The organism is Tatumella ptyseos (assembly GCF_030552895.1).
Taxonomy (GTDB): Bacteria; Pseudomonadota; Gammaproteobacteria; order Enterobacterales; family Enterobacteriaceae; genus Rosenbergiella; species Rosenbergiella ptyseos_A.
On record NZ_CP130649.1, the window covers coordinates 1,619,986 to 1,646,214 of the forward strand.

Consider the following 26,229-nt stretch of genomic DNA (forward strand, 5'->3'; position numbering starts at 1 on the left):
CTGCTATTGAGAACATTATGCGCTTCAAAAGATTGTGTTTTTTTGCCCTGTTCTGCTGTCATTTTCAAGCCTATGCAGATGACGATACCCCTAGTGCAGCACAGATTAAAACCCTCTTTTTCGGCAAAGATCATCGTGTAGAGATTGATAAACCTCAGAATCATCCTTGGGATGCAATCGGACAATTAGAAACAGAAAGTGGTAATCTCTGTACTGCTACCCTAATTTCTCCCCATATCGCCTTAACGGCTGGACACTGCTTACTCGCCCCACCAGGTAAATTTGATCCTCCAGTGGCTTTGCGTTTTATTACGACAAAAAAAGGCTGGGTGTACGAATTGCATGACATAGATGCCAAAGTTGCACCAGGTTTGGCCGGGAAATTGAAGGCTGCTGGTGATGGTTGGATTGTGCCGGCTAAAGCCGCACCCTCTGATTACGCAGTCGTCATCCTACATAATCCTCCTTCTGCCATTACGCCTATTCCACTTTTCGATGGGGATAGAGAAAAGTTGATTTCAGCGTTAAATTCTGTGAATAACCAGGTTACGCAAGCGGGTTATCCTGCCGATAATCTAGATAATCTTTTTGCCCATATTGGCTGTAAAATTACTGGCTGGTCACAAACGGCTGTACTATCGCATCAGTGTGACACACTACCCGGAGATAGCGGTTCACCGTTGATGATAAATCGCGATAACCAGTGGCAAATCATTGGTGTGCAGAGCTCAGCGCCTTCAGCTAAAGATCGTTATCGCGCCGATAATCGTGCCATCGCAGTAAGCTCTTTTAATGGCAAAATATCGACGCTGACCAATAATGTTCAGTAAGTCACAGCGAGTATCAGTTCGGCGTCTCTTCAAGTAATTGCGTGATTCGCTTTTCTGATACCGGATAGGGTGTTCCTAATTGCTGAGCAAAGAGGCTCACCCTTAACTCTTCAACCATCCAGCGAGCCGCCATGACGGTATCATTGTGCTGTTCAGCCTTAGGCAGTTTATTTCGGTAACGTTGAACAGCTTGCTCAACCTGCTGTATCCGTAACATTCTTGCGCGATCACTGTGCGGATCAACAGGAAGTTTATCTAAGCGACGTTCAATGGCCTGTAAGTACCTCAAGGTATCGGAAAGTTTTTCCCAGCCATTTTGCGTTACGAAGCCAGGATAGACCAAGTGTGATAACTGCGCCTTAATATCGCTCAGCGCTAAGGCTAAGGCCATATCGACACGCCCTTTAAGTCGCTTATTAATCGCAAACACGGTAGAGAGGATCTGCTCAACTTGCTGGGCAATCTCCACCACGGTCTGGTTTAATTCGGCTTTAACTTTTTCACGTAACGCCTCGAAATGCTGCTTATCCCACACCAGCCCTCCTTGCTCTGCCATAATCTTATCGATCCCACAGTGTATACAATCATCAATTAACTGTAGGACTTGACCATAAGGATTAAAATAGAGTCCAAGCTTCGCTTTATTAGGAAGCTTCTCATGCAGATATTTAATGGGCGAAGGAATATTGAGTAGTAATAACCGCCGTTGTCCCTGCCACATAGCCTGTTGTTGTTCCGCTTCGGTGTCGAATAACTTAATGGCGACACTCTGCTTCTCGTCAACCAGCGCTGGCCACGCCTTCAAGGTAAAACCTGCTTGTTTACGGCTAAACGTTTGAGGCAATTCGCCAAAGTTCCACTCCGTGACGCCTTGCTTTTCTAGGCCTACATCGGCGACCTTAGAAAGTGTTTCACGCACCTTACCTTTCAATTGCAGCTGGAGATCCGCTAGAGACTTACTCTCTTGTAGGATTTTCTTATTCCCATCGACAACTCGGAACGTTATTTTAAGATGATCCGGAACCTGATCTACTTGCCACGCTTCACGTTCAATAGTGACGCCACTCATTCGCCGGAATTCACGCTCCAAGCATTCGAGTAGCGGTAAGCTTAGGTCCGTTACCCGGCCCAAAAAGGCGTCAGCATAGTCTGGTGCGGGAACGAAATTACGCCGTATTGGCTTGGGTAATGATTTGATTAACGCCACGATCAAGCTTTTACGTAATCCTGGAATTTGCCAATCAAAGCCTTGTTCAGTGATCTGATTGAGTAGCGGCAACGGGATATGGACTGTCACCCCATCAGCATCTTTACCTGGTTCAAATTGATAAGTGAGTGGTAATTGCACGTTACCTTGTCGCCAGCTATTCGGATAGTCGTTCGCATCAATGTTTCCCGCCCCTTCGCGTACCAACATCGTTTTATCAAAATCGAGTTGATGCGGGTCTTGTCGATAAGCCGTTTTCCACCACTTATCAAAGTGACGAACCGAGATAATATCGGCCGGAACTCGCTGTTCGTAGAACGCAAATAACGTTTCATCATCGACTAAGATGTCTCGTCGACGTGATTTATGCTCAAGATCCTCAACTTCTAAACGCAACTTTTGGTTATGAGTAAAGAAACGATGGGTAGTTTGCCACTCCCCCTCAACCAAGGCGTGACGAATGAAAAGTTCACGACAGATCACCGGATCGATTTTGCTATAATTGACTTTACGTTGCGAAACAATCGCTAAACCATATAACGTGACTTTTTCCAAAGCAGAGACAGCGCCTTGTTTCTTTTCCCAATGAGGTTCACTGTAACTGTGCTTCACCAAGTGACCCGCAAGCGGTTCAATCCACTCAGGATCAATCTTAGCGGCGATTCTTCCCCACAGTTTGCTGGTTTCCACCAGTTCAGCTACCATCACCCACTTGGGCGGTTTTTTAAATAAACTCGAGGCCGGGAAAAGGTGGAAGCGGGTTTGACGTGAGCCCATAAATTCGCCCTTTTCGACCTCTTTCTGGCCAACCCGAGATAATAGCCCACTCAATAAGGCACTGTGCAGCTCGCGGTAAGGAGCCGGTTCACTATTTAGAGAAAATCCGAGCTCGCGAACCACTTGCCGTAATTGCGTGTAGATATCTTGCCATTCTCGAATTCGCAAATAGTTAAGATAATCGCTTTTACATTGTCGGCGAAATTGGTTGCCGGTTAGTGCTTTCTGTTGCGCTTGAACGTAATCCCATAAATTGACCCACGCCAAAAAATCCGACTCTTTATCGGCAAATCGGCGATGTTTTTCATCAGAGGCCTGTTGACGGTCGGCAGGCCGCTCCCTAGGATCTTGGATAGAAAGCGCGGCGGTGATGATCATCGCTTCCCGTACACATCCAAATTGTTGTGCCGAAAGCACCATTTTGGCTAAACGAGGGTCGATGGGTAATTGCGCTAACTGGCGCCCCGACGCTGTGAGTTTTTGTACACTCTGCGTCGAATTTTCAACAGCACCTAGCTCTTCTAATAGGCGCACGCCATCTTGAATATTACGATTATCGGGTTTTTCAACAAAAGGAAAGTGTTGGATATTGCCTAAACCGAGCGCTGTCATTTGTAAAATAACAGAGGCTAAATTAGTCCGTAATATTTCAGGGTCTGTAAATTCAGGACGTGAAAGATAATCATCTTCCGAGTATAAACGGATACAAATTCCCTCGGAGACCCGACCACAGCGCCCAGCCCGTTGGTTAGCAGAAGCTTGAGATATAGGCTCGATCGGTAGCCGTTGGACTTTGGTACGGTAACTGTAACGACTGATTCGTGCAGTGCCAGGGTCAATCACGTACTTAATACCCGGTACGGTGAGTGAGGTTTCGGCGACATTTGTTGCTAAAACGATACGACGTCCCGTATGGCTTTGAAATACACGGTTTTGTTCACTATTGGATAAGCGGGCGTAAAGCGGTAAAACCTCAGTGTGGGGCAATCCCTGGCGTGATAGCGCATCAGCGGTATCACGGATCTCTCGCTCTCCGCTCATAAAAATAAGAATATCGCCTGGTGGCTCACGATAGAGCTCATCCACCGCATCGAAAATAGCTTGCAGTTGGTCGCGGTCCCCTTCGCTACTCTCCGCACTAACGGGCCGGTAGCGGGTATCGACAGGATAGGTACGACCCGAGACTTCAATGATTGGCGCATCATCAAAATGTTTGGAAAAACGCTCTGGGTCAATCGTCGCTGAGGTAATAATAACTTTTAAATCAGGACGTTTGGGTAATAGCTCTCGTAAATAACCTAATAGAAAATCAATATTTAGACTACGTTCATGAGCTTCATCGATAATGATGGTATCGTACTGTAGCAACCGTTTATCTTGTTGAATTTCGGCCAGTAAAATACCATCTGTCATCAATTTGATATGTGTCTGATCCGAAATTTGGTCGGTAAAACGAACTCGGTAGCCGACGACTCCCCCTAAGGAAGTGCCAAGCTCTTCAGCAATACGGTTCGCCACCGTACGTGCCGCTAAACGACGTGGCTGTGTGTGGCCAATAAGGCCTTGGCGTCCGCGCCCAAGTGCCAGACAGATTTTCGGGATCTGTGTCGTTTTTCCTGATCCGGTTTCGCCTGCAATAATCACTACTTGATGATGAGAGATCGCTTCAGCAATCGCCTGTTGTTTTTGGCTAACCGGGAGATTGTCGGGAAAATGAATAGTAGCTGGACGGCTGGCATCATGGCTCACCATCCGCTGCTCAGCCGCAATGAGTTCTTGCTCAATTTTATCAATGACTGCCTGTTGCGACTCAGGTCGAGTAATCTTATCGATACCCCTCAATCGCCGACGCAAATGCTGACGATCACGAAATGAAACCTGCTCGCTGCGTGTCCACAGAGAGGAAAGAGTCGTCGATTCAGTTTTAGACATAGAACGGTATTACCTTGAAAAGTAAGCAACGTAGGGTTCAATTTGGTGCCAGGCAATAAAAGCCTCGATTGCTCGGATTATAGCATAAGTCAGCGTTAAACGGCAGGCGGTAACGGCGCTGAGACGGAGGTTATCGATAAAGAGAATTATTCAGAAATTTTGAAGATAGGCATCGAAAAGATTAGCTTTTTTCTCGCCACCTTTCCCCCTATAGTAATGATAATTAACCGTTTCATAAGGAAATATCATGAGCAAAGTATTAGTCCTTAAGTCGAGCATTCTCGCCGAGTATTCACAATCATCTCTCTTGGCCGATTATTATGCGGAAACCGCGATCGCCAAAGGTGACAGTGTCACAGTTCGTGATTTAGCGGCAAACCCTATTCCCGTGCTCGATGGTGAATTAGTAGGTGCCTTACGCCCAAGCGATGCGCCACTGAGTGAACGTCAACAACAGGCGCTAGCCCTTTCTGATGAGTTAATTACCGAATTACAAGCTCATGACATCATCGTATTCGCTGCGCCGATGTATAACTTCAATATTTCAACGCAATTAAAGACCTATTTTGATTTGATTGCTCGTGCTGGCGTGACTTTCCGTTATACGGAGACCGGACCTGAAGGCTTAGTCACTGGCAAAAAAGCGGTTGTACTCTCCACTCGCGGCGGCATCCACAAAGATACACCGACCGATTTAGTGACCCCTTACCTTGCATTATTCCTTGGCTTCATTGGTATTACCGATGTGAAAACTATCTTAGCTGAAGGGATTGCCTATGGTCCTGAGGTTGCGGCTAAAGCGATTGAGGAAGCTAAAGCCGAAATTAAACAAATAGTGTAATTCGGTCGTTTCCCAATACAAAGCGCCTTAATTGGCGCTTTTTGTTGTGGACTGACCGGGGGCTTGCATTTTTTCAGGCGTTTTTTCTGCTTGTCGCTGCTTGAGAAGTCGCTCCACCTCTGGATCAGCTTTTATCGTGATGTCGTGGTCAACCTTCACATTCATATTAATCGTAATCGGCTCTTTAGGTGCCGCCACTTCAATTTTTGGGATACAACCCACTAATAGGGTCGAAACGCCAAGCAGTACAATGAAGCCTAATCTCATTGTGCATTTTCCTTATTTGCAGGCAGTCGAGTTTGCTCCTCTAACCACGACTGTAAATTATCGCCATAGCTCAAACTACGCCATAGCATAAAGATATTTTCGGTATGTTGATAATTGAGGTTAACGCGCTGTCTTTTGTCATCGAAACGACTCGTACCATGGATCTGCGATTTCATCACCATATCCCCTTTGGCACTCACATTGACCGTGGCATAGGACTTAGAAATTTCCATGTAACGTAACCAATCAATGGCTGCCCCTGCAGCAAGGTTATTTTTTAAAATTTGATCTAATAAATCTTTATCAACCCGCAGCGTTAAGCCTTTATCATCTTTGATCCAGCCATTTTCAATTAGCCATGGCGAATTTTCGACCCAGAAAGGTAACTTGCCACTAATTTTCCCCGACATCGCAATTTGTTTTGGATGAATAGCTGTAATAAGCTCACTCATTCCCAGATGTTTTATTTCTAATAATGCGCTTTTATGCTGGGGTAAGCGCAATTGATTCATGGAAAGCGTCCCGCCAAAAATATCCAGCGAAGCATCGTCAAGGGTTAACGGATTCTGTTCATCCCAAGGCCAACTTCCTTTCAACTTAACGCTCAGATGACTCATCGGGAATTTATTATCGATGGTTTCGACCGACAAGGCTACCGGTTCACGTAATCCAAAATGCCAGCGGTGGTCACTGAAGCGAAACGGTAATGAAAAATTCACGCCGTTAAACTGATAGTTGGGCAGCCAGATATTGCCATCCTTCACCACCCAGTGCCCACCTGCTTGGAAACCCTCTTTCTCTGTGAGAGAAAAAGCAGCTTGGGCGCGTATATTTCCTGAACGCAGCGCAACACTTTTGGTTGGGCCTGCTAGAGATTGAAAGACTGAGAGCGGCTGTTCCGGCCACCATGCTCGTCCTAACCAGCGGCTATTATCCCTGCGGCCAATCACTCGCACAGGTCCGATTGGATTGGCAACCAGTTGCCCCTTAAAACCGAACTGATCGGGAGTCGTCCCATCAACCTTCACATCAAGCTGCGCGGTAGGTAACTGGCTCGTCTCTCCGAAAAAAGTACGGTCAGCAGTAATTGCAAATTGACCGGTAAACTGCCGTTTATCCTGTTGAGTGACCCAATGTGCTGGCGCTTTCAGAGTCATACGTGGTTTTTGCATCAACATGCTGCCGTAGCGAATCTGGTCGAAACCCGTCGAGAGAGAGGTCAACGTAATCTCTTCGTTATGCCAGAATCCACGCCCTTGTACGTCCCAATTCGCGGTAAGTGGCAATATCATGCCTTTACCCCAGTAACGCCAATCCCATCGGCCCTTATCGGGTAAAAATTGATTAGCCATACCTGCAAGGTGCAGAAGGTAAAAACTACTTCGTTCATTTCTTACCATGAAGTTAGCTTGTAATAGGCCGCTGAAACCTTGCTGAGTTAAACGTACGCCAGCTATAGGCCATCGCGCTTCATCAACTTCCCAACCTGGAAGAATTTCACCGCGCATCAATAATAACGCTTTGGGTTGGAAATGAATCGCCGGGTCAAGTAGTGCTCCCGTTAATGCAGCCGGAAGTCCCGCATAAAATTGTAGGTCTTGTAACTTTGCAGTACCGGTTAAGCGTAATGGGAAGTGATTGTCTGATAGCGATAAATTTCCTGGCCCCAATGTCAAGACAACATTTCCTTTCCCCCCTCGTCCTTGGGTAAGTACGTTGACACGCCCTGTCAGTAACGTCTGTTCAAAACCTTGTTGCCAATGTTGAGCAGAGAGTGAGAAAAAGCCGCTAAGGTTTTGTTGAGGTACGGGCCAAGACCAGGTCCCTTTTTCAATTCGAAATTCATCAGGCGTTATCGAGAAAGGTGCATTTAATAAGGGTTGCTCGGCCGTTGAATCTTTGACTAAGAGTTCCCCTCGCTGCGAATTACGTGACACTGTCACGTCAAGAGGATGAGGATAGCTTGCCAAGACCAACTTGCCCTGCAAATTTGCCTCATCAGGAATAGTGGTCACCCCATCGGCGAGTTTAACTTTCCCTGTCAAATTTAAGGGCTGAGTCATTAGAGGATGCGCGAAGGTAACCTTTTTGAGGTTAAGCAACTGGCCAGTCAGCTCAGCGTCTACACTCAGCGTTTCACCATGATAAGTCAGTTGCTGATGGGCTCCAGATGATGTGAAATGAAGTGCGCCCTGATAGGTTTGCCAAGGCTCAATGATTAATGAAGCGATATCAACATCTATTCCTGGAATCTGCTGTTGTAACTGGTGAAGACTCAAGGGTTTACTTTCAGAGTTCGATGAAGAAGGCCACTGTTTAAAGCAATCACTATTAAGGGTCAATTTACCCACTGTTATCTTTAACGGATAACGGCTTAAAGCAACACGGGGGGTTGAGGCTTGGGCAAGTTGGCATCCCTGTACGTTCAGAGTAAAGGAAGGTAAGGTAAGTTGGGTTAGTGATAATGAAAAACGACTTTGTCTTTCAATCGTCACGCCGTCGGGTAGAAAATGTTGTGCGACCAACGTCGACCATTGGTTAATGGTGAGCCCAATTCCTACAAGGCTTATGATGACTATTGCTACAGCAAATAAGATATAGCGTAACGCTAACGACATATTTCCTTATCCCTTATAACGCTTTTAACAAATCCCATTAACTCATTAATTATTTTTACTAGTTTACGTCTAATAGTATGATGTAGCGCAAAATATAATCATACCGCTCGAAGTATAACATCACCGGTCTCTATTGGAGAAAAAACTATGAAAATTGCGGTTTATAGTACGAAGAGCTATGACCAGGCAGTACTCAATGAGGTGAATAAACAGTTCGGTTATACTTTCAGTTTCTTTGACTTTCGACTCACTGCGGAAACGGCTAAAAACGCAGTAGGCCATCAAGCTGTCTGTCTCTTTGTTAACGATGAATGCGATGGACCTATTTTAACGGAATTACATCGTCTAGGTATTCGTGTGGTCGCGCTGCGCTGTGCCGGTTTTGATAATATCGACTTGCCTAGCGCACATCAATTAGGGATCGATGTTGTACGTGTCCCCGCTTATTCCCCTGAAGCAGTCGCCGAGCATACTATCGGTATGATGATGTGTCTTAACCGTCGAATCCATCGCGCGTATCAACGCACTCGAGAAGGTAACTTTTCACTCGAAGGATTAACCGGTTTTAATATGTTCGGTAAAACCGTAGGAATTATCGGCACTGGCAAGATAGGCCTCGCCACTTTACGCATTTTACGTGGTTTCGGTATGGAGCTGCTGGCAACTGATCCTTATCCTAATGCTGAAGCAGAGACCTATGGGACTACCTATACGAGCTTAGAGGAGTTACTTCAACGCTCAGACATCATTTCACTGCACTGTCCCATGACATCCGATAATCACCATCTATTGAATGCTCGAGCCTTCGAAAAAATGAAAAAAGGAGTAATGATCATCAATACGAGTCGAGGCAGTTTAATTGATTCCTCCGCCGCGATCGAGGCGTTGAAAGAGGGCAAAGTCGGCGCATTAGGAATGGATGTGTACGAAAATGAGCGGGAACTTTTTTTTGAAGATAAGTCGAACGAAATCATTCAAGATGATATTTTTGGCCGCCTATCGGCCTGCCATAATGTCTTATTTACTGGACATCAAGCTTTCCTTACCCAAGAAGCACTCTCCAGTATTGCCCTGACAACATTGACGAATCTATCGCAAATATTCTCCGGGCAATCGTGCGACAACGCGGTGCGATAACCCCCTGCACGCGAAGAGATACTCTTAGCGTGCGCAATGACCACTCATGAGTGCCGTTTCACTGCAACGCTTACCGTTTACTAATTGGCACATCCCAACACGGCTACCATCGAGTTGGCGAGCATAAGCGAGCGACCCACCTGCCATAGCACAGTTATCTGAGGCGATAACGGACATATGCACTGGCTGAATATGTGCAGCGGTCGCTTGCTGTTCAGGCTCTGCAGGCTGGTGGCTCGAGCAACCAGCCAATAACATTACGGTAGCCGCAATCAGTGAGGAAACAACTTTCATTCGGTAAGCTCCAGGGACGATAGGCAAGAGCTTGAAAATATGTCAGAGTTATCGCGAATAATCGAGCTAATACATAACTTTTTACGATTTAATTTAACAATTAGCCGTTAAACGAGAATTTAAAAGAGTTTTGTCGCAATACTTCTGATTAGACCCAGAAATATGCTAGACTTCGCCGCGCGTTGAACTATGACCCGTTTAACCACTGCCCAACGACTTTCTCGTAGAATTTTGATTCAGGTACTCGCTTAATGTCATTCAATCCCGAAATTACTAGTAAACAGCAATATAACCTCAATAAATTACAAAAACGCTTACGTCGCAACGTCGGTGAAGCGATTGCTGATTTTTCTATGATTGAAGAAGGCGATCGCATTATGGTTTGCCTATCCGGCGGTAAAGACAGCTATACCCTGCTCGAAATTCTGCGCAATTTACAAAAAAGCGCGCCAATCAATTTTTCTCTCATCGCTGTCAATCTCGATCAGAAGCAACCTGGCTTCCCAGACCATATCCTCCCTGAATACCTTGAATCGTTGGGCGTTGAATATAAGATCGTTGAGGAAGACACTTACTCAATAGTGAAAGAGAAGATCCCTGAAGGGAAAACAACTTGCTCTTTATGTTCGCGTCTGCGTCGCGGTATTCTCTACCGTACCGCCACCGAATTGGGTTGTACTAAGATTGCTTTGGGCCATCACCGCGATGACATCATCCAAACATTATTCCTAAATATGTTTTACGGCGGAAAAATGAAAGGGATGCCACCTAAGCTAATGAGCGATGACGGAAAACACATTGTAATTCGCCCTCTCGCTTACTGCCGCGAAAAAGATATTATTCGTTTTTCTGAGGCTAAACAGTTCCCGATTATCCCTTGTAATCTATGCGGCTCCCAGCCAAATCTGCAACGCCAAGTGATTGGCGATATGTTACGTGATTGGGATAAGCGCTATCCGGGCCGGATCGAAACTATGTTTAGTGCAATGCAGAATATCGTGCCTTCGCATATGGCCGATACGACATTATTCGACTTCCAGGCGGTTACGCATGGAAGTCCTGTCGTGGAAGGCGGCGATTTAGCCTTTGACCGCGATACCTTACCGACCACCCCTACCGGCTGGCAACCAGAAGATAACGATGATGAGCCGCGGTCAATCGACCGACTCGATATTATCGAGCTAAGCTAAATGATTGAGGGAGGCAGATGCCTCCCTTTTTTACGCATAAAAAAAAACCGGCCCTAGTTTCCTAGGTGCCGGGGTCATGAGAATCAATTACGCTATGCTTTAATTCAAAATGTAAGACAATGTGGAGCACAACGTCCATCGCTTGACGTTGCATTCACCTGCGGAAAGAAGTATGCCCCAACGGTCTCCCAAGCGTTTTGATTCAGATCACCTTTTAGTCCGACTTCCGTTAGAGCCATTTACGACTCTTCAACCAAAGCGTTACCGCAATAGCAATTGCCGCGAGGAGAATGCAGAATACAGCAAATCCATAATGCCAACTCCCCCCCGGTATCCCGCCAAGGTTGACGCCAAATAGCCCAGTAAGGAAAGTCGCCGGCAAAAAGACCATTGCCATTAACGACATAATATAGGTACGACGGTTCATCGACTCGGCAATCAACGCATCGATTTCATCACTGATGACGGCAGTACGAGCGATACCCGCATCAAGATCTTCCAATCCACGCCCTAATCTATCGGCAATATCCTGCATGAGGCGTCTGTCTTCATCCGCCATCCATGTGAATTTCTCATTAGCAATACGCGCAAACACATCACGTTGAGGGGCCATATACCGTCTCATGACTATAAGTTGCTTACGCAATAAAGCCATTTCACCGCGCGCTGGCACCTTGCCATCGAGTAAGGCATCCTCGAGTGCGGTAATCCGATCATACAATTGTTCGATGAATTCGCCGCTTTGCTCAGTGAGTGCATCACAAAATTCGACAATCCAATTTCCGGCGTTCTCTGCCCCATTGCCCTTTTGTAAGTCCTCCCAGACCGTATCAATGGCACGGGCTTTACGCTTACGGGTGGTGATAATCAAATTACCATTAATAAAAACACGTACCGCTACCAGCTGATCAGGTCGCGCATTATCATTGTGATTAATGCTGCGTAATACCAACATAAAACCGTCGGCAAGCCGACTGATACGCGGTCGCAGGCTATCACCCGCCAACGCATCACGCACCGTATCAGGGATCACTGGAGTGGATTGTAACCAATCCCTACTAACGGTTGAAGAATAATCCAAGTGAACCCAACAGGGTTTGGTTGGCCCCACCTCCCCGGCTGCGGCAATAGGTAACATTCCACCTGTACCATCAAGTTGACAAGCAATGATGGCGTCAGGCACGTGCAATTGGCTGATATCAATTGAGCTCAAAACAGTTCCCTTTCTCTCATGTTTCTTTCGAGTGTAGGTGAAGTCACGTGTCGTTTGTGACCTAATACGTAAAATTTCATTAATGCTTATCGATACGGAGTTGCCGGCTATAGACGACATCTTCAGGGTTGTTAATCGGGTAACCCTTAACCCAAGGTTTAATTAATCGGCCGTTAGTGTATTGATAGATGGGTGCAATCGGCGCATTGTCAGCAATCAGCTGTTCAGCCTTAGCATAGATTTCTTGTCGTGCGGCTGGGGTTGTGGCCATGCTAGCGTTATTCAATAAAGCATCGTAAGCCGGGTTAGCGAAACCTGATATGTTACCGGTATGCTGTGATGTCAATAATGAGAGAAAAGTTGAAGGCTCATTATAATCCCCCACCCAGGAAGCACGGATTACATCGAAATTACCCTGTTTACGACTATCGATATAGGTTTTCCACTCTTGATTCACTAAGCTGACTTCCGCGCCCAAATTCTTTTTCCACATCGATGCCACGGCAATTGCTATCTGTTTATTACTGTCCGATGTGTTATAGAGAATGCTGAGTTTTAAAGGGTGAGTCGGTCCGTAACCTGCGGCGTTTAGCAGCAATTTTGCTTGGCGGTTTCGTTCAGCTTGGTTAAGTTGCTGATAGGCCAACGTCGGCGCGGCGAAGCCTTGGGTGATGTCGGGGGTAAAATACCATGCGGGTTTTTCCCCCGTTCCCAATATTTTCTCTGCAATAATTTGCCGATCTATACTCCAAGAGAGTGCTTTTCTAACATTCACATTTGCAGTGGGCCCTTTATGGGTATTAAACGCATAATAATAGGTACCCAGCTGCGCAGGAGTATAGACTTCGCCAGGCAGGGCTTGCTTTAGGTTCTGATAACGATTTTTAGGGAAAGACTCAGTAACATCAATATTATTTGCCTGATACCAATGCGTTGCAGTGACGGAATCGTTTAGCGGAATAAAGGTTACCTTATCGAGAGTTGAATGGGCATTATCCCAGTAATGGGTATTACGAGTTAGGACAACTCGTTCATTTACAATGTGTTTATCTAACTGATATGCCCCATTACCGATTAGGTGCCCCGGTAATGTCCATTGATTACCATATTCAGCGATGGCTTTTTGCGGAACAGGATAAAGCGCGAAACTACTCGTTAATACCGGAAACCACGCTACGGGATGCGCTAACGTCACCTTAAGGTGGTAGTCATCTACCGCGACCACCCCTAAACTTGCTAAAGGCGCTTTACCAGCAGTGATTTCCGCAGCATTTTGAATTGCAGCCAGTGCAGGAAACCAAGCATAAGGTGAGCTGGTTTTCGGATCGACCATGCGCTGCCAACTATATACAAAATCTTTCGCCGTGACAGAATCACCATTAGACCATTTAGCATCTTTTCGTAGCGTAAAAAGCCAGATTTTTTGATCACTGCTTTGCCAGCTTAATGCAACACCTGGTACCGGATGCCCCTGCTCGTCTTGGTTGGTAAGTCCTTCAAATAAATCTCGCAGAACAGGAATCTCTGGCAGCCCGACGGCCTGTGCCGGGTCAAGTGAGGCAGGCTCATCTTTTATTTGACGCACGATTTCTTGATGGGGGGCCAACGTCTCCGCGCTGACCGACATACTCAACACCATAGAGAGCGGGACGACACAGAGGGTGGTAAGACTTAATTGACGGCGCATAGGCGATATTCCTTAATCTCGGATAAACTCACTGTCAGGGTTCAAAGGACCAATTCGAATTTCAGCTCTCGATTAAACCTTAAAAGTATGTCATAAAAGTAGGGTTAACTCATTAATGTTCCTACTGATTAGGAATATATCATTCGATTCAAGGACACTATCATGTCGCAAACCGTTACGCTAAAAGGTTCACCCATTGCTGTCGCCGGTCAATTTCCAAGCGCGGGCAGTCAAGCTCCTGCTTTGACGCTCACCAACAAAGACCTCGGAGATGTCGGTTTAAGCGCCTACGCAGGCCAACGCAAGGTACTCAATATTTTTCCAAGCGTCGACACCGGCGTTTGTGCAGCATCTGTCCGTAAATTTAATCAAGTCGCGTCAGAATTAACGAATACTGTCGTGCTGTGCATCTCAGCAGACCTGCCTTTCGCTCAGTCTCGCTTTTGCGCGGCAGATGGACTGGATAATGTCGCCTCGCTATCTTCTTTCCGTCATCCAGAATTTAAAGAAGCATGGGGTGTGGATATTAAAGAGGGACCACTCGCAGGTCTGACTGCACGTGCCGTGGTAGTCTTAAACGAGAATGATGTAGTGATTTACAGCGAACTGGTTCCTGAAATCGCTCAAGAGCCGGATTATGAAGCAGCATTAAGCAGCTTAAAATAGTCTTACAGGCCAAGCATCCTCTGCTTGGCCTGCTTTTCTTAATGGCCGTTAAATGATAAAGACTTACGACTCTTTAGTCTCTCCACTTTTTTGGCCCACTCCGTATTCACGTAATTTATTGGCTATCGCTGTATGCGATACACCTAAGCGCTTGGCTAACTTACGAGTACTCGGATAATTGGCATAAAGCTTAGTTAAGACAGAACGTTCAAATCGTCCATTAATCTCATCGAGAGTGCCCTCAAGTTGTAAAATATCGACATCGTTATCTGGTGTAATACTAGGCAGCATGACATCTTGGGGTCGTAATTCGTCACCTTCAAATTGTGTCATTGCCGCGTACAGACAGTTCTTCAACTGACGAATATTCCCTGGCCAATGGTATCGTGATAGGTGAGCAGCGAGTGTCGAAGCTATTCGTGGTACTGCGATCCCCTGTTCATGGGCAAAACGCGCCACAAAGAAACTGGTTAGCGCCATCAAATCTTGAGGATGTTCACGTAGCGCTGGTAACTGTAGAGACAACACATTCAACCGATAAAAGAGATCTTCTCGAAATTTGCCCAAATCAACCAATTCCTGCAGGTTTTTTTGCGTCGCACAGATAACACGTACGTCCACATGGACCTCATGCTCGTCTCCCACTCGTCGAAAGGTCCCATCATTTAAGAAGCGCAACAATTTAGTTTGAAGGCTTGGCGACATCTCACCGATTTCATCGAGGAATACTGATCCCCCCGCCGCTTGTTCGAAAAAGCCTTTCTGGCTATCTAATGCGTTAGGATAAGCGCCTGCCGCATGCCCAAATAGTTCGCTTTCTGCAACATCATCAGGTAATGAACCACAATTCAAGGCCAAAAAAGGCTGATTGTGACGAGGACTAAGCTGATGACATGCCCGAGCAATAATATCCTTACCTGTACCAGTTTCTCCAACAATCAATAAGGGTGCATCATGCATAGCCAGTTTTTTTGCACGCTGTACAACTTGGCGCATCTTAGGGCTGTCCGCAATGACATGATTAAAGGCCCCTTCTGCTTGGAAATCAGTAAGGGTTGCTACGCGATGAGTTTCGGTTACGGATTTAAACATCACCAGGGTGCCTGTTTGGTGGACCTCTGACGTATCATCATCTGGCAAGAAAAGTGGACAGACTTCGACTAAGAAATCACGACCCTGTAACGTTAAGGGTAATGACTTTTTGGAGGCAACGTCGGACAGTTCGAAGTGCGGAATAAGGTGAGTTAAAAGTTGATGAGAAGGCTGCTGAGTCAGCGAAAACAATTGCTGAGCCGCAGCATTAGTCAGCTCAATACGCCCTTTTATATCTGTACAGAGTACGGGATCGGGTAAGCTATTAACCAATGCATATAACGCGCGTTTAGACTGTTCTGAGGGCATGTAGCTCACACGACGAACATCGACAACCCCAGGGGTTCGCCGGATTTCCGCCATGAGGCCACTGAAATCATCGAAATTGACTGAGCTAAATCGCAAATAAACCGTATAACTTTCGCTAATTTCAATACCATATAAATCAATATTGCGTTTAACTAATAAGTTTAACAGTTCGTGAACCAATCCTTGACGATCTTGGCATTGTACTTCTAAGCGCATTTCAACTCTCCCCGACAGCTTAATCCTTTAAGTATACGCCAGGACGAATTAAAGCAGAATCTTTCTGTCAGGAAAAGTTGACACTTTTATGCGTATTGACCCTAAGATGGTCGATTCGGTTTACGTTGACGAAATTTCTCACCAAGATCGGCGATTAATCCACGACGGAACTCACTCACTTTTGGCGCCTCTCCTTCTGGCCACGGGATGGGGCGGCAGAGAGACATGGTTTTTATCCCCAAGCGTGCAGTCAATAATCCAATACCCACGCCCTGGGCGACCCGCCCTGAAAGCCGTGCGGCCAAATCTTGTGAAAGCCAATCGAGACTACTTTCTTGCACCCACTCTGTAGCTCCCGCGACAGCCATATTGACTAATAAGGCTCGGAGTAATTTTATTCGCCCAAAATAGCCAGGTTCAACCTGATAGAGTTTAGCGATTTGATTAATCATTCGTAAGCTACGCCAAGCCACCAACCCCATATCCACAAACGCATAAGGACTTGCGGCAATCATGATGGCTGACTGAGTAGCCGTTTGACGAATTAAACGACGTGCCTGGTTATCGAAAGTCGGTTGGACTAGCGTCGAATAGAGGGTGATGACCTCTTTATCGTTCAATGAGGGATCTAACGCTGCCCGCCATTGTATTACTGCCGGGTGATCAACCGGCAACCTGGCATCCTTAATTAAGGATTCACAGAACGCGACAGCGTGTTGATGACGATGACTCGATAACAATGTTTGCGCTTGTTGGTGAATATGCATCTGCTTTTTTAAACGTCGTAATCGTGCGACTTCAGCCAGTAGCGCACTCAATCCAGCGCAGACGATCATCACACCCGCGGTCGCCATCCCAAGCGTAAACCACTGTTTATCATGCCACGCGGTGATTATTGATTGGACTAACTGCGCCATACCACTGACCAATAAAATAAGAATCCCGAACAGCAATAGACGCGCCCAGACAGGAAATTTTGGGCGTAAGCTTTGTTCTAAGCTAATCTCATCAACCTCATTTATCTCCTCCGCAGGGTCAGATTCTTGCGCAATAAAATGCTGCTCTGCGTGTACTTCATCAAAGTGATGAGAGGTTTTAATCTTTTCTGCGCTCGGTTCCACGGGTGTGTCAACAAAGTCGATACGTGGCTTAACGTCCTTGCCCGTCATGTCAGTTTATCTCCCAATAAAAAATCTAACGCATTATCCATCCGCAAATGGGGTAATGGCTTGTCTGCGTCCATCTCTAAAGGGGTGAAGTTCTCAAACCTAAAGCCCTGCTGTTGCCAAAATGAGGCGGTAGGCAGCTGAGTTGGCACTTCACCTGGGTAGAGCGAGACCGGTTGATAGTCGGGTAATCGACGCCCTCTTAATGCAGGCACCTGTTGATGCTGGTGTTCAATGACGCCAGGGATGGTGGCTTGAATTGAACTCAAGGCTAAACATTCAATTTTGACCCCTTCGAATGCTGCATTCTGCCAAGCGGCTTGCGTCACCTGACGTAGCAGAGAGACCATGTTGGCATGTTGATCGCTGGTGACATGATCCGCTTTAGTCGCCGCAAAGAGCAGCTTATCTATTACTGGAGAAAACAGTCGGCGGATCAACGAGCGCTGGCCATAGTGGAAGCTCTGCATCAGCTGTGTTAGCGCTAAGCGCATATCGTTAAAGGCGTTGGCTCCTCGGTTTAGCGGCTGTAAGCAGTCCACCAACACAATTTGGCGATCAAATTTTACGAAGTACTCTTTATAAAATTTCTTCACTACATGTTGGCAGTAAAAATCATAGCGCTGTTTTAACGTCGAAAAGATCGAAGCCTTACGGCTATCGGTAAGTTCAGCTGGAAATTCGTCAAATGGCCAAGGAAAAAATTGTAGTGCGGGCGCGCCCGCCATTTCACCGGGTAAGATGAAACGACCCGGCTGAATAAAGTGGTAACCTTCGGTTTTGCATCGGTGAAGGTAATCTGTCCAACGCTGGGAAATTTCTGCCAGTAATAATTCATCGACTGGCGCTTGAGGATTCAAGTCAGCACAGGCTGCCTGCCAATCCGATGCCCACTCTGCACGCTGTCCCGTTAGCAGTTCACGCATTTGTGCAGACCACTGCGCATAGCTCTGCCCCAGCATCGGTAAGTCGAGCAGCCACTCACCAGGATAATCGATAATTTCAAGGCGCAGTGAGGAGGTTTCTTTAAGATAACGCTTAAGCGCATGCTGAGTTCGGTAGCGAATAACCAACTCGATTTTACTCACCCCCTGTGTGGGCGTAGGCCAACTCGCGGGATGTCCGTAAAGCTGCGCAATCCCACGATCGTAGCTGAAGCTTGGCGTAGCTAGGTCGCGTTGGGGAACCCGTTTTACGCCAATGATCCGCCCTTCACGCAGTGGGGTGAAGAGCGGTAAACGCGCACCATGATGAGTAGAGAGTAACTGATTAACCAGAGACGTAATGAAGGCCGTTTTACCACTACGACTCAACCCTGTTACAGCGAGACAGAGGTGCTGGTCTACGCTGCGTTGTACCCAAGACATCACCTCATTTTGGAGTTTTTTCATGCTGCTCTTTCAGTAATTTAGCGGAAATTTTTTTCATCACTTTACTTAAAACTGGTTCCAGCACCATACCAAGAAACAGTCTTACGGGTTTTTTACTGACTGATTTGACCGCCCAGCCAGCAACACCCGCCGGACCAAAAGTTACAGCATTGATGAGTACAAATTTACCCACTGATTTTAAGGCAGGCTTAACCTGCCGTTTTGCTGAGTCTTTCCATTGTTTATTCATCATACCCTCACTTTATAATCCGTTTGTCTTGAAACAGATGACTTAAAGCTTACGAAAACGGCTACGAACCGAGAAAGTTTCAGACGTCACATACCCTTCCATCTTGCGTAGTCGTTGTTCACTCTCTTTCAAGGTTTGGTCGGCTTGACTCAATACCTCATCAATAGAAAGTGTAGCGGGTTCTGTAGAGGAACCCCGCGGTTTTTTGTCTAAAATGAAGCCCAACGCAACATAGAGCAACAGCGTGACAAAAAATAGTCCGAACGTTGAGAGTACAGCGATAATCCGTACTAGATTAACAGGGAGGCCACTGTAATCGGCGATTCCAGCACAGACCCCTAAGATCTTACCTTCTTCACTGTTACGATAAAGGGGCTTATCACTGATAAAGGGAAGTTTGATCATGGTTGTCTCCACTCAGGGTTTTCGGCATCCAGTATCGCTTCTAAAGCGTGAATACGATCCTGCATACGGTCGGCATCTCTCTTAAGCTGCTCGATCTGGGCGATTTCTTTAACAGAGAGCTTATTAGAAAGTTTGCCCTTATTGTTATAGTGTAGCCACAGCCATAAGGGCGCGATAAACACGATAAACAGCGTTAAGGGTACACTAAGTAAAAATCCGCTCATCAACACTCCTTATTAGTCAATTACCGTAGGCTGCATTATTCAGGCTTAGCAACTTGTTGGCGAATTTTAGCGAGCTGTTGACTGATCTCGTCGTCCGCGCTGAGCTCAGAAAACTGCTGATCTAAACTGGCTGTATTGGCCGACTTTAAGACTTCTGCTTCGGCTTCCATATGATCAATGCGACGCTCAAACGATTCGAAACGCGCCAGGTTTTTCTCGATTTTACCACTATCAATATGTTGACGAATTTGACGACTGGTCGAGGCCGTTTGATAGCGTAGCGATAGCGCCTTCTGACGAGCACGCGTTTCAGTCAACTTCGTTTCAAGCTCAGCTGTTTCATTCTTCATTTTGCTTAGATTTTCATCAAGAATTTCCGCGTCTGCTTGTAATTTTTCGGCCAACTGCGTCAATTTCTGCTTTTCAATCAGCGCCGCACGAGCAAGTTCCTCTTTATCTTTACGGACGGCTAATTCAGCTTTTTGCTGCCACTCTTCAGACTGAACAGCAGCGGAATCAATCCGGCGTTGTAACATCTTTTTCTCTGCTAACGCCTTTGCTGAGTGGGTGCGAACCTCAACCAAGGTATCCTCCATCTCTTGGATCATCAATCTCACCATCTTTTGAGGGTCTTCCGCCTTCTCGAGTAAAGTGTTGATGTTTGAATTAATGATGTCAGTAAACCGTGAAAAAATGCCCATAACGTAATCCTCTAACCATAATTAAGATAATCAATCGTTAGATAGCAAATCCCATGCCAACTATTATAATATTGTTTTTAAAGGAATTTATAGGTTATACATTTTGATAAATTCCTCTAAAATAGTTAAATTGACCAATATATAGTGAATTAGACCAATTATGAAAAGTGATACCGTTCTTGGCGAATCTGAAAATTTCCTTAATATGCTCGATCACGTTTCAGCACTGGCCCCACTTAATAAACCAGTGATTATTCAAGGTGAACGCGGGAGCGGTAAAGAGTTGGTGGCGCAACGACTGCATTTTCTCTCTACACGGTGGCAAGAAAATTTTATTACGTTGAACTGTGCGGCGTTAAATGAAAATTTATTAGATTCCGAGCTATTCGGTCATGAAACTGGTGCTTTTACCGGGGCACAAAAACGCCATCAAGGTCGTTTTGAACGCGCACATCAAGGCACACTTTTCCTTGATGAGATCGGCAATGCCCCCTTGGCCGTACAGGAAAAATTATTACGCGCAATTGAGTATGGTGAGATTGAACGGATTGGCGGTACTGCATCGCTGTCGGTAGATGTACGCGTCATATGTGCTTCACATGAAGATTTACCGGCCCACGTTAAGGCAGGAAAGTTTAGAGCAGATTTGCTTGATCGCCTTGCCTTTGATGTCATCTACGTACCGCCGCTACGAGAACGACAAGCTGATATTCTGCCTTTAGCTAACCATTTTGCAATGCAGATGTGTCGAGAGCTCAATAGATCCTATTTTGCCGGTTTCACAGATTTTGCAGAACAACAATTGCTGTCAGCGGCTTGGCCTGGCAATGTGCGTGAGTTAAAAAATGTGATAGAGCGTTCTATCTACCGCTCGACAAAAGTAGACGAACCACTCAGCGAAGTCATCCTTTCCCCTTTCCATAATTCGACTACCGACCCCATCCTCCCAAGGGTAGACTCGATACGCCCTTCTCTGCCGCTCGATTTACGGGAGTGGCAATACCAGCAAGAAGCAGACTTAGTGAAAGCGAGTCTGCGACAGTTCCCTCAACAGACCCTTGCCGCCAAGGCTCTAGGGCTGACTTATCATCAGTTTAGGGCTTTATTAAAGAAACACAGAATATAAATAGTGCGCTCTAAAATGGATAAAAAAAAGCCCGCGGTCAGCGGGCAAAAATACTAGAAGCAATGTGAGCAATGTCGTATCTGATAACCTGTCATCACCAGATGCATTGATAGTAATCGTTATCATTCCCAATTGCAAATGTTTCTCATTCTTTTTTGGAGGAGGTCACTTGCTTCATTACCGCCCTGCGATTGGTTTTAATGGTGGCTTAGGGTAAAATTACTTAATGGTTCATCAATTTAGTCCACTATGACGAAAATATTACGAGCTATGCTCGCCAGTATTGGTGTGCTATGCGCAACACCTGCTCTAAGCACCGCCTCGCCCACTCATAATACAGGTATTGTCTATTGTGTTAATGGTGAGGTGAATACCTTTAATCCTCAACTCGCGAGTGGTGGTGTGGTGATCGACACGCTCTCCGCACAGCTTTACGATCGTCTGTTAGATGTGGACCCTTACACCTTTCGCCTCATACCAGCATTGGCCGAACGCTGGGAAGTTCATGATGAGGGGGCAACCTTCATCTTTCATTTACGTTCAGATGTCTCATTCCAACATACGCGGTGGTTCATGCCTAGCCGAAAAATGAATGCAGATGATGTGGTATTCAGTTTTGCACGGATGTTTGATAAGCATCATCCTTGGCACCAAATCAATGGTGGCCATTATCCTTATTTCGATAGCTTGCAATTTGCTGACAGTGTCCAGTCCGTTAAGAAAGTGGATAGCCATACCGTTGAGATAAAGCTTGCTCACCCTGACGCCAGCTTCTTGTGGCATATGGCGACCCACTATGCGCCGGTTCTTTCTGCTGAATATGCTGACCACTTAAGCCAAAACCATCAGCAGGAGATGTTAGATCGGCAACCTGTCGGAACTGGACCTTACCAATTAAGCGAATACCGCAGTGGCCAATTCATTCGTTTGCAACGAAATCCTTTTTATTGGAAAGGTGTTCCTCGCCTTCGTCAAGTCGTGATTGACCTAGGGGCTGGCGGTACAGGGCGATTGTCGAAATTACTCACCGGGGAGTGTGATGTACTCGCCTACCCTGCCGCGAGTCAACTCACTATCTTACGAGATGACCCCCGTTTACGGATGACTCTGCGGCCCGGTATGAATATGGCTTTTTTAGCCTTTAACACTCGCCGTCCGCCCCTTGATAACGTTAATGTTCGTCGCGCGTTATCGCTGGCTATTAATAACGAGCGACTTATGGCATCGATTTATTACGGTACCGCGGAAACCGCTGCTTCGGTGCTGCCAAGGGCGTCATGGGCCTACGATAACGATTCTCAAGTTACGGAATACGCGCCTGAAAAAGCTAAGCAGCTACTAAAATCAATGCATCTGAACGATCTTCATTTAAAGATGTTAGTGCCTGTTGCATCGGAACCCTGGAACCCGAGCCAATTGAAAACAGCAGAATTGATCCAAGCTGACCTAGCTCGAATCGGGGTACATGTAGAGATTCAGCCGGTTGAAGGACGGTTTCAAGAGAACCAATTAATGGCAATGAATCATGACCTGACCTTGGGCGGCTGGAGTACGGACAGTAATGATCCGGACAGTTTCTTTCGTCCTATGCTCAGTTGCGCCGCCATCAATTCCGGCACAAATTATGCGCATTGGTGCGACGAACAATTTGACGATACGCTGCACTTAGCCCTGCTTTCACAACAATTGTCTGGCCGAATCGACTATTATCATCAAGCTCAGCAGATTTTAGCGCAGCAACTTCCTATTCTGCCCTTAGCCTCATCATTACGGTTACAAGCTTATCGTTACGATATCAAAGGACTGGTTCTTAGCCCCTTTGGGAATAGTTCCTTTGCGGGTGTATACCGCGACACAAAGCAAGGTGTAACACCATGAGTCTCTATATAGCGCGACGACTATTTTTACTTTTGGTGACCTTGGTACTGCTTTCATGGGTGAGTTTTAGTCTCTGTTACTATACTCCCCACGCACCACTTCAAGGTGCAAAGATGACTGATGCCTATTATTTCTGGCTAGAAGGCATGATGCACTTTGACTTTGGAGTTTCTAGCATTAATGGACAACCGGTTAGTGAGCAATTATTAGAAGTGTTCCCTGCAACCCTAGAACTTTGCCTGTTGGCCGCAATACTCGCCACATTGGTGGGACTCCCCCTTGGCATTGTCGCAGCCATCAACCGCCATAAATGGCAAGATAAACTAATTAGTGGTTTTGCTTTAATCGGTTTTTCTTTGCCAGTCTTCTGGCTTGCTTTGTTGCTAACGATGCTCTTTTCGCTTTCACTCGGCTGGTTTCCGGTATCAGGCCGCATCAATCTTCTTTATCCTGCTCCAGCAGTGACGGGTTCAGCATTATTAGACGCGTGGCTTTCTCGGTCGCCTTTACGCCATGAGATGTTATTGAGTGTCCTTCGGCATTTAGTCTTACCAGTAGTGACGCTATCAATAGTCCCGATGACAGAGTTGATCCGGTTAATGCGCGACAGTACGCTTGATATTATTAATCAAGGTTATATCAAAGCAGCGATTATTCGTGGCCTTTCTCGTTTCACTGTTGTTCGCCGTCATGTCATCCATAATGCGCTTCCGCCTATCGTTCCCCATTTAGGATTACAGTTTTCAACGCTACTTACCTTAGCGATGATTACCGAAGCGGTATTCAATTGGCCAGGAATTGGTCGCTGGCTAATCACCGCGGTGCGGCAAGCAGACTATAATGCCATTTCTGCTGGTGTCATGACTCTGGGCAGTTTGGTTATTTTCATTAACATGCTGGCCGATATTTTTGGGGCCATCATCGATCCACTCAAACATAAGGAATGGTATGCCAATCGATAAGATTTATCAGGAGGAAAAACTTCCTGGCGCATTTCGACGAGCATGGCATTTTTTCTATCGCGATACCTCTGCGATGATCGGTTTCTATGGGACCTGCGCCCTGCTATTGCTTTGTGTGTTTGGTCAGTTACTGGCCCCCTATGGGCTCGATCAACAGTTTATCAGCTACCAGTTATTACCTCCTTCTTGGTCGCGGTATGGCGATGTCTCGTTCTTTCTTGGCACTGATGATCTAGGCCGTGATTTATTAAGCCGATTATTAGCCGGTGCGTTACCTACTGTCGGGGGGGCCTTAGTTGCGACAATTTTCGCAGCGATCTGTGCTTTTCTACTGGGAATTTTGGCGGGAATGACCCGCGGCTTACGCTCAGCCACCATTAACCATTTTTTAGATATTGCCTTATCGCTACCTTCTCTACTGATCGCCATTATCGTGGTGGCATTTCTCGGTCCAAGTCTCAGTCACGCGATGTTAGCGGTATGGATTGCGTTAACGCCAAGAATGATCCGCACGCTCTATTTGGCGATTCGGGAGGAGATGAACGAAGCTTATGTTGTGGCAGCAAAAATGGATGGTGCAAGCCCATTTTTATTATTGAAAGGAACAATCTTGCCAAATATTTTACCGGTGTTAGTCAGTGACTTCACGCGGTGTTTATCAATCGCTATCTTTGATATCTCTGCATTAGGCTTTCTGGGATTAGGGGCTCGACTCCCTTCGCCAGAATGGGGGACGATACTTGGTGATTCGTTAGAATTGATCTATGTTGCCCCTTGGACAGTGATGCTTCCCGGTGCCGCGATTATGGGGGCTATTTTACTGATCAATTTATTTGGTGAAGGCGTACGCCGCGCTGTTGATGCAGGAGTTAAGTAGATGCCACTGCTCGATATACGTAATTTAACCATTGAATTTGTGAATGATAACAAGCCTATTAAAGCGGTGGACCGCGTTAACCTGTTATTAAACGAAGGCGAAATACTCGGCCTGGTTGGAGAATCAGGATCGGGCAAAAGCTTGGTCGCTAAAGCTATCTGCGGCGTAACATCGGATAATTGGCGAATCACAGCCGATAGGATGCGCTTTGGCGATATCGACTTGCTGCGCTTATCTCCCCGTGAGCGCCGTAAGATTATTGGCCGCCATATCTCAATGATCTTTCAAGAACCCCAAGCTTGTCTTGATCCGTCCGCCTCAATCGGTCGCCAATTAAAACAAGCGATACCGGGTGAAACCTTTAAGGGGCCTTGGTATAAACGCCTATTACCTTGGCGTAAAGCCCGCGTGATCGATATCCTGCACCGCGTAGGAATTCGCGACCACCGTGATATTATGCGCAGTTATCCTTATGCATTAACTGAGGGTGAATGTCAGAAAGTAATGATTGCTATTGCCTTGGCCAGTCAACCTAAATTGTTGATTGCTGATGAACCCACTAATGCGATGGAATCGACTACACAAGATCAAATTTTTCGATTACTAAGACGCTTAAATCAAAACAACAATACAACTGTCTTATTAATTAGCCACGACTTACGAACGGTCAGTCAATGGTCAAATCGAATTCAAGTGCTTTACTGCGGTCAAACGGTTGAAGCAGCGGCGAGTAAAGAGTTAATTGCAACCCCTCACCATCCGTATACCCAGGCCTTAATGCGGGCAATGCCTGATTTTGGACAGCCACTTCCGCATAAAAGTCGCTTAAATACATTGAATGGATCAATTCCCTCTTTGGAGCATTTACCCCTTGGCTGCCGTTTAGGTCCTCGGTGTCCTTATGGCCAACGGGAATGTATAGTGCGTCCCCCCTTGACCGGCACTAAGCATCATCAATACGCTTGCCACTTCCCGCTTAATATCGAGAGTTAGT

At 46.3% G+C, this 26,229-nt stretch carries 22 protein-coding genes and 1 pseudogene; 10 read left to right on the top strand and 13 right to left on the bottom strand.

Translation table 11 applies throughout. The features are described 5' to 3' along the window. The first annotated feature begins 17 nt into the window (after positions 1 to 17). A complete protein-coding gene (locus QJR74_RS07635) occupies positions 18 to 830 on the top strand; it encodes a trypsin-like serine peptidase (RefSeq protein WP_304371286.1) in 813 nt (270 codons plus the stop codon). A gap of 13 nt (positions 831 to 843) precedes the next feature. On the opposite strand, the gene hrpA is transcribed toward QJR74_RS07635, so the two are convergent. Then, positions 844 to 4,746, bottom strand: a complete 3,903-nt coding sequence (gene hrpA, locus QJR74_RS07640; protein ID WP_304371287.1) for an ATP-dependent RNA helicase HrpA — start codon at positions 4,744 to 4,746, stop codon at positions 844 to 846. A gap of 247 nt (positions 4,747 to 4,993) precedes the next feature. On the opposite strand from hrpA, the gene QJR74_RS07645 reads away from it, so the two are divergent. Next, positions 4,994 to 5,587 carry an FMN-dependent NADH-azoreductase gene (locus tag QJR74_RS07645; RefSeq protein ID WP_304371288.1) on the top strand — a complete coding sequence of 198 codons (594 nt, stop codon included), beginning with the start codon at positions 4,994 to 4,996 and terminating at the stop codon, positions 5,585 to 5,587. 93 nt (positions 5,588 to 5,680) lie between these two features. On the opposite strand, the pseudogene QJR74_RS07650 reads toward QJR74_RS07645, so the two are convergent. Next, positions 5,681 to 5,854, bottom strand: a pseudogene (locus QJR74_RS07650) (YnbE family lipoprotein); the annotation flags it as partial. After that, a complete protein-coding gene (locus tag QJR74_RS07655; protein ID WP_304371290.1) occupies positions 5,851 to 8,472 on the bottom strand; it encodes a YdbH family protein in 2,622 nt (873 codons plus the stop codon). The pseudogene QJR74_RS07650 and the gene QJR74_RS07655, both read right to left, overlap by 4 nt. 147 nt (positions 8,473 to 8,619) lie before the next feature. Here QJR74_RS07655 and QJR74_RS07660 point away from each other — a divergent pair, with 147 nt between their 5' ends. Beyond that, a complete protein-coding gene (locus QJR74_RS07660; RefSeq protein ID WP_304371291.1) occupies positions 8,620 to 9,609 on the top strand; it encodes a 2-hydroxyacid dehydrogenase in 990 nt (329 codons plus the stop codon). Positions 9,610 to 9,633: 24 nt separating this feature from the next. On the opposite strand, the gene QJR74_RS07665 is transcribed toward QJR74_RS07660, so the two are convergent. Continuing rightward, positions 9,634 to 9,903, bottom strand: coding sequence for a putative hemolysin (locus QJR74_RS07665; RefSeq protein WP_304371292.1), 270 nt, complete (start codon positions 9,901 to 9,903; stop codon positions 9,634 to 9,636). A gap of 251 nt (positions 9,904 to 10,154) precedes the next feature. Here QJR74_RS07665 and ttcA point away from each other — a divergent pair, with 251 nt between their 5' ends. Beyond that, positions 10,155 to 11,093, top strand: coding sequence for a tRNA 2-thiocytidine(32) synthetase TtcA (ttcA, locus tag QJR74_RS07670; protein WP_304371293.1), 939 nt, complete (start codon positions 10,155 to 10,157; stop codon positions 11,091 to 11,093). 229 nt (positions 11,094 to 11,322) lie between these two features. On the opposite strand, the gene zntB is transcribed toward ttcA, so the two are convergent. Together zntB and QJR74_RS07680 are read right to left on the bottom strand one after the other, a co-directional pair. Then, complete coding sequence (gene zntB, locus QJR74_RS07675; protein ID WP_304371294.1) at positions 11,323 to 12,306, bottom strand: zinc transporter ZntB; 984 nt, start codon at positions 12,304 to 12,306, stop codon at positions 11,323 to 11,325. Between the two features lie 79 nt (positions 12,307 to 12,385). Then, complete coding sequence (locus QJR74_RS07680) at positions 12,386 to 13,993, bottom strand: peptide ABC transporter substrate-binding protein (protein ID WP_441007602.1); 1,608 nt, start codon at positions 13,991 to 13,993, stop codon at positions 12,386 to 12,388. A gap of 162 nt (positions 13,994 to 14,155) precedes the next feature. Here QJR74_RS07680 and tpx point away from each other — a divergent pair, with 162 nt between their 5' ends. Further along, positions 14,156 to 14,659, top strand: coding sequence for a thiol peroxidase (gene tpx, locus QJR74_RS07685; protein WP_304371295.1), 504 nt, complete (start codon positions 14,156 to 14,158; stop codon positions 14,657 to 14,659). Between the two features lie 63 nt (positions 14,660 to 14,722). Here tpx and tyrR read toward each other — a convergent pair whose 3' ends face one another. The 7 genes from tyrR to pspA all read right to left on the bottom strand — a co-directional run bounded on the left by tyrR (position 14,723) and on the right by pspA (position 20,392). Next, positions 14,723 to 16,276: a transcriptional regulator TyrR gene (gene tyrR / locus QJR74_RS07690; RefSeq protein ID WP_304371296.1), complete on the bottom strand. Its 1,554-nt coding sequence runs from the start codon at positions 16,274 to 16,276 to the stop codon at positions 14,723 to 14,725. A gap of 101 nt (positions 16,277 to 16,377) precedes the next feature. Continuing rightward, the gene (locus tag QJR74_RS07695; protein WP_304371297.1) at positions 16,378 to 17,445 is read right to left on the bottom strand and encodes a YcjF family protein; all 1,068 of its coding nucleotides are present in this window, start codon (positions 17,443 to 17,445) and stop codon (positions 16,378 to 16,380) included. Beyond that, on the bottom strand, positions 17,442 to 18,833 hold the full coding sequence (locus tag QJR74_RS07700) for a YcjX family protein (RefSeq protein WP_304371298.1): 1,392 nt from the start codon (positions 18,831 to 18,833) through the stop codon (positions 17,442 to 17,444). Before QJR74_RS07700 ends, QJR74_RS07695 begins: the two co-directional genes overlap by 4 nt. Then, the gene (gene pspD / locus QJR74_RS07705; protein ID WP_441007603.1) at positions 18,814 to 19,065 is read right to left on the bottom strand and encodes a phage shock protein PspD; all 252 of its coding nucleotides are present in this window, start codon (positions 19,063 to 19,065) and stop codon (positions 18,814 to 18,816) included. The genes QJR74_RS07700 and pspD overlap by 20 nt, the downstream gene beginning before the upstream one ends. A 39-nt stretch (positions 19,066 to 19,104) precedes the next feature. Then, positions 19,105 to 19,467, bottom strand: a complete 363-nt coding sequence (gene pspC, locus QJR74_RS07710) for an envelope stress response membrane protein PspC (protein WP_304371299.1) — start codon at positions 19,465 to 19,467, stop codon at positions 19,105 to 19,107. After that, on the bottom strand, positions 19,464 to 19,691 hold the full coding sequence (gene pspB, locus QJR74_RS07715) for an envelope stress response membrane protein PspB (RefSeq protein ID WP_048912168.1): 228 nt from the start codon (positions 19,689 to 19,691) through the stop codon (positions 19,464 to 19,466). Before pspB ends, pspC begins: the two co-directional genes overlap by 4 nt. Positions 19,692 to 19,726: 35 nt before the next feature. Further along, positions 19,727 to 20,392, bottom strand: coding sequence for a phage shock protein PspA (gene pspA, locus QJR74_RS07720; RefSeq protein ID WP_304371300.1), 666 nt, complete (start codon positions 20,390 to 20,392; stop codon positions 19,727 to 19,729). A 160-nt stretch (positions 20,393 to 20,552) separates the two neighbouring features. Here pspA and QJR74_RS07725 point away from each other — a divergent pair, with 160 nt between their 5' ends. From QJR74_RS07725 to sapD, 5 genes are all read left to right on the top strand, one after another. After that, positions 20,553 to 21,518 carry a sigma 54-interacting transcriptional regulator gene (locus QJR74_RS07725; RefSeq protein WP_304371301.1) on the top strand — a complete coding sequence of 322 codons (966 nt, stop codon included), beginning with the start codon at positions 20,553 to 20,555 and terminating at the stop codon, positions 21,516 to 21,518. Positions 21,519 to 21,767: 249 nt separating this feature from the next. After that, positions 21,768 to 23,396, top strand: a complete 1,629-nt coding sequence (gene sapA, locus QJR74_RS07730) for an ABC transporter substrate-binding protein SapA (RefSeq protein ID WP_304371302.1) — start codon at positions 21,768 to 21,770, stop codon at positions 23,394 to 23,396. Next, on the top strand, positions 23,393 to 24,358 hold the full coding sequence (gene sapB, locus QJR74_RS07735; protein WP_304371303.1) for a putrescine export ABC transporter permease SapB: 966 nt from the start codon (positions 23,393 to 23,395) through the stop codon (positions 24,356 to 24,358). The genes sapA and sapB overlap by 4 nt, the downstream gene beginning before the upstream one ends. Further along, positions 24,345 to 25,235, top strand: coding sequence for a putrescine export ABC transporter permease SapC (sapC, locus tag QJR74_RS07740; protein ID WP_304371304.1), 891 nt, complete (start codon positions 24,345 to 24,347; stop codon positions 25,233 to 25,235). The genes sapB and sapC overlap by 14 nt, the downstream gene beginning before the upstream one ends. Next, on the top strand, positions 25,236 to 26,228 hold the full coding sequence (gene sapD / locus QJR74_RS07745; RefSeq protein WP_304371305.1) for a putrescine export ABC transporter ATP-binding protein SapD: 993 nt from the start codon (positions 25,236 to 25,238) through the stop codon (positions 26,226 to 26,228). Position 26,229 lies beyond the last annotated feature (1 nt).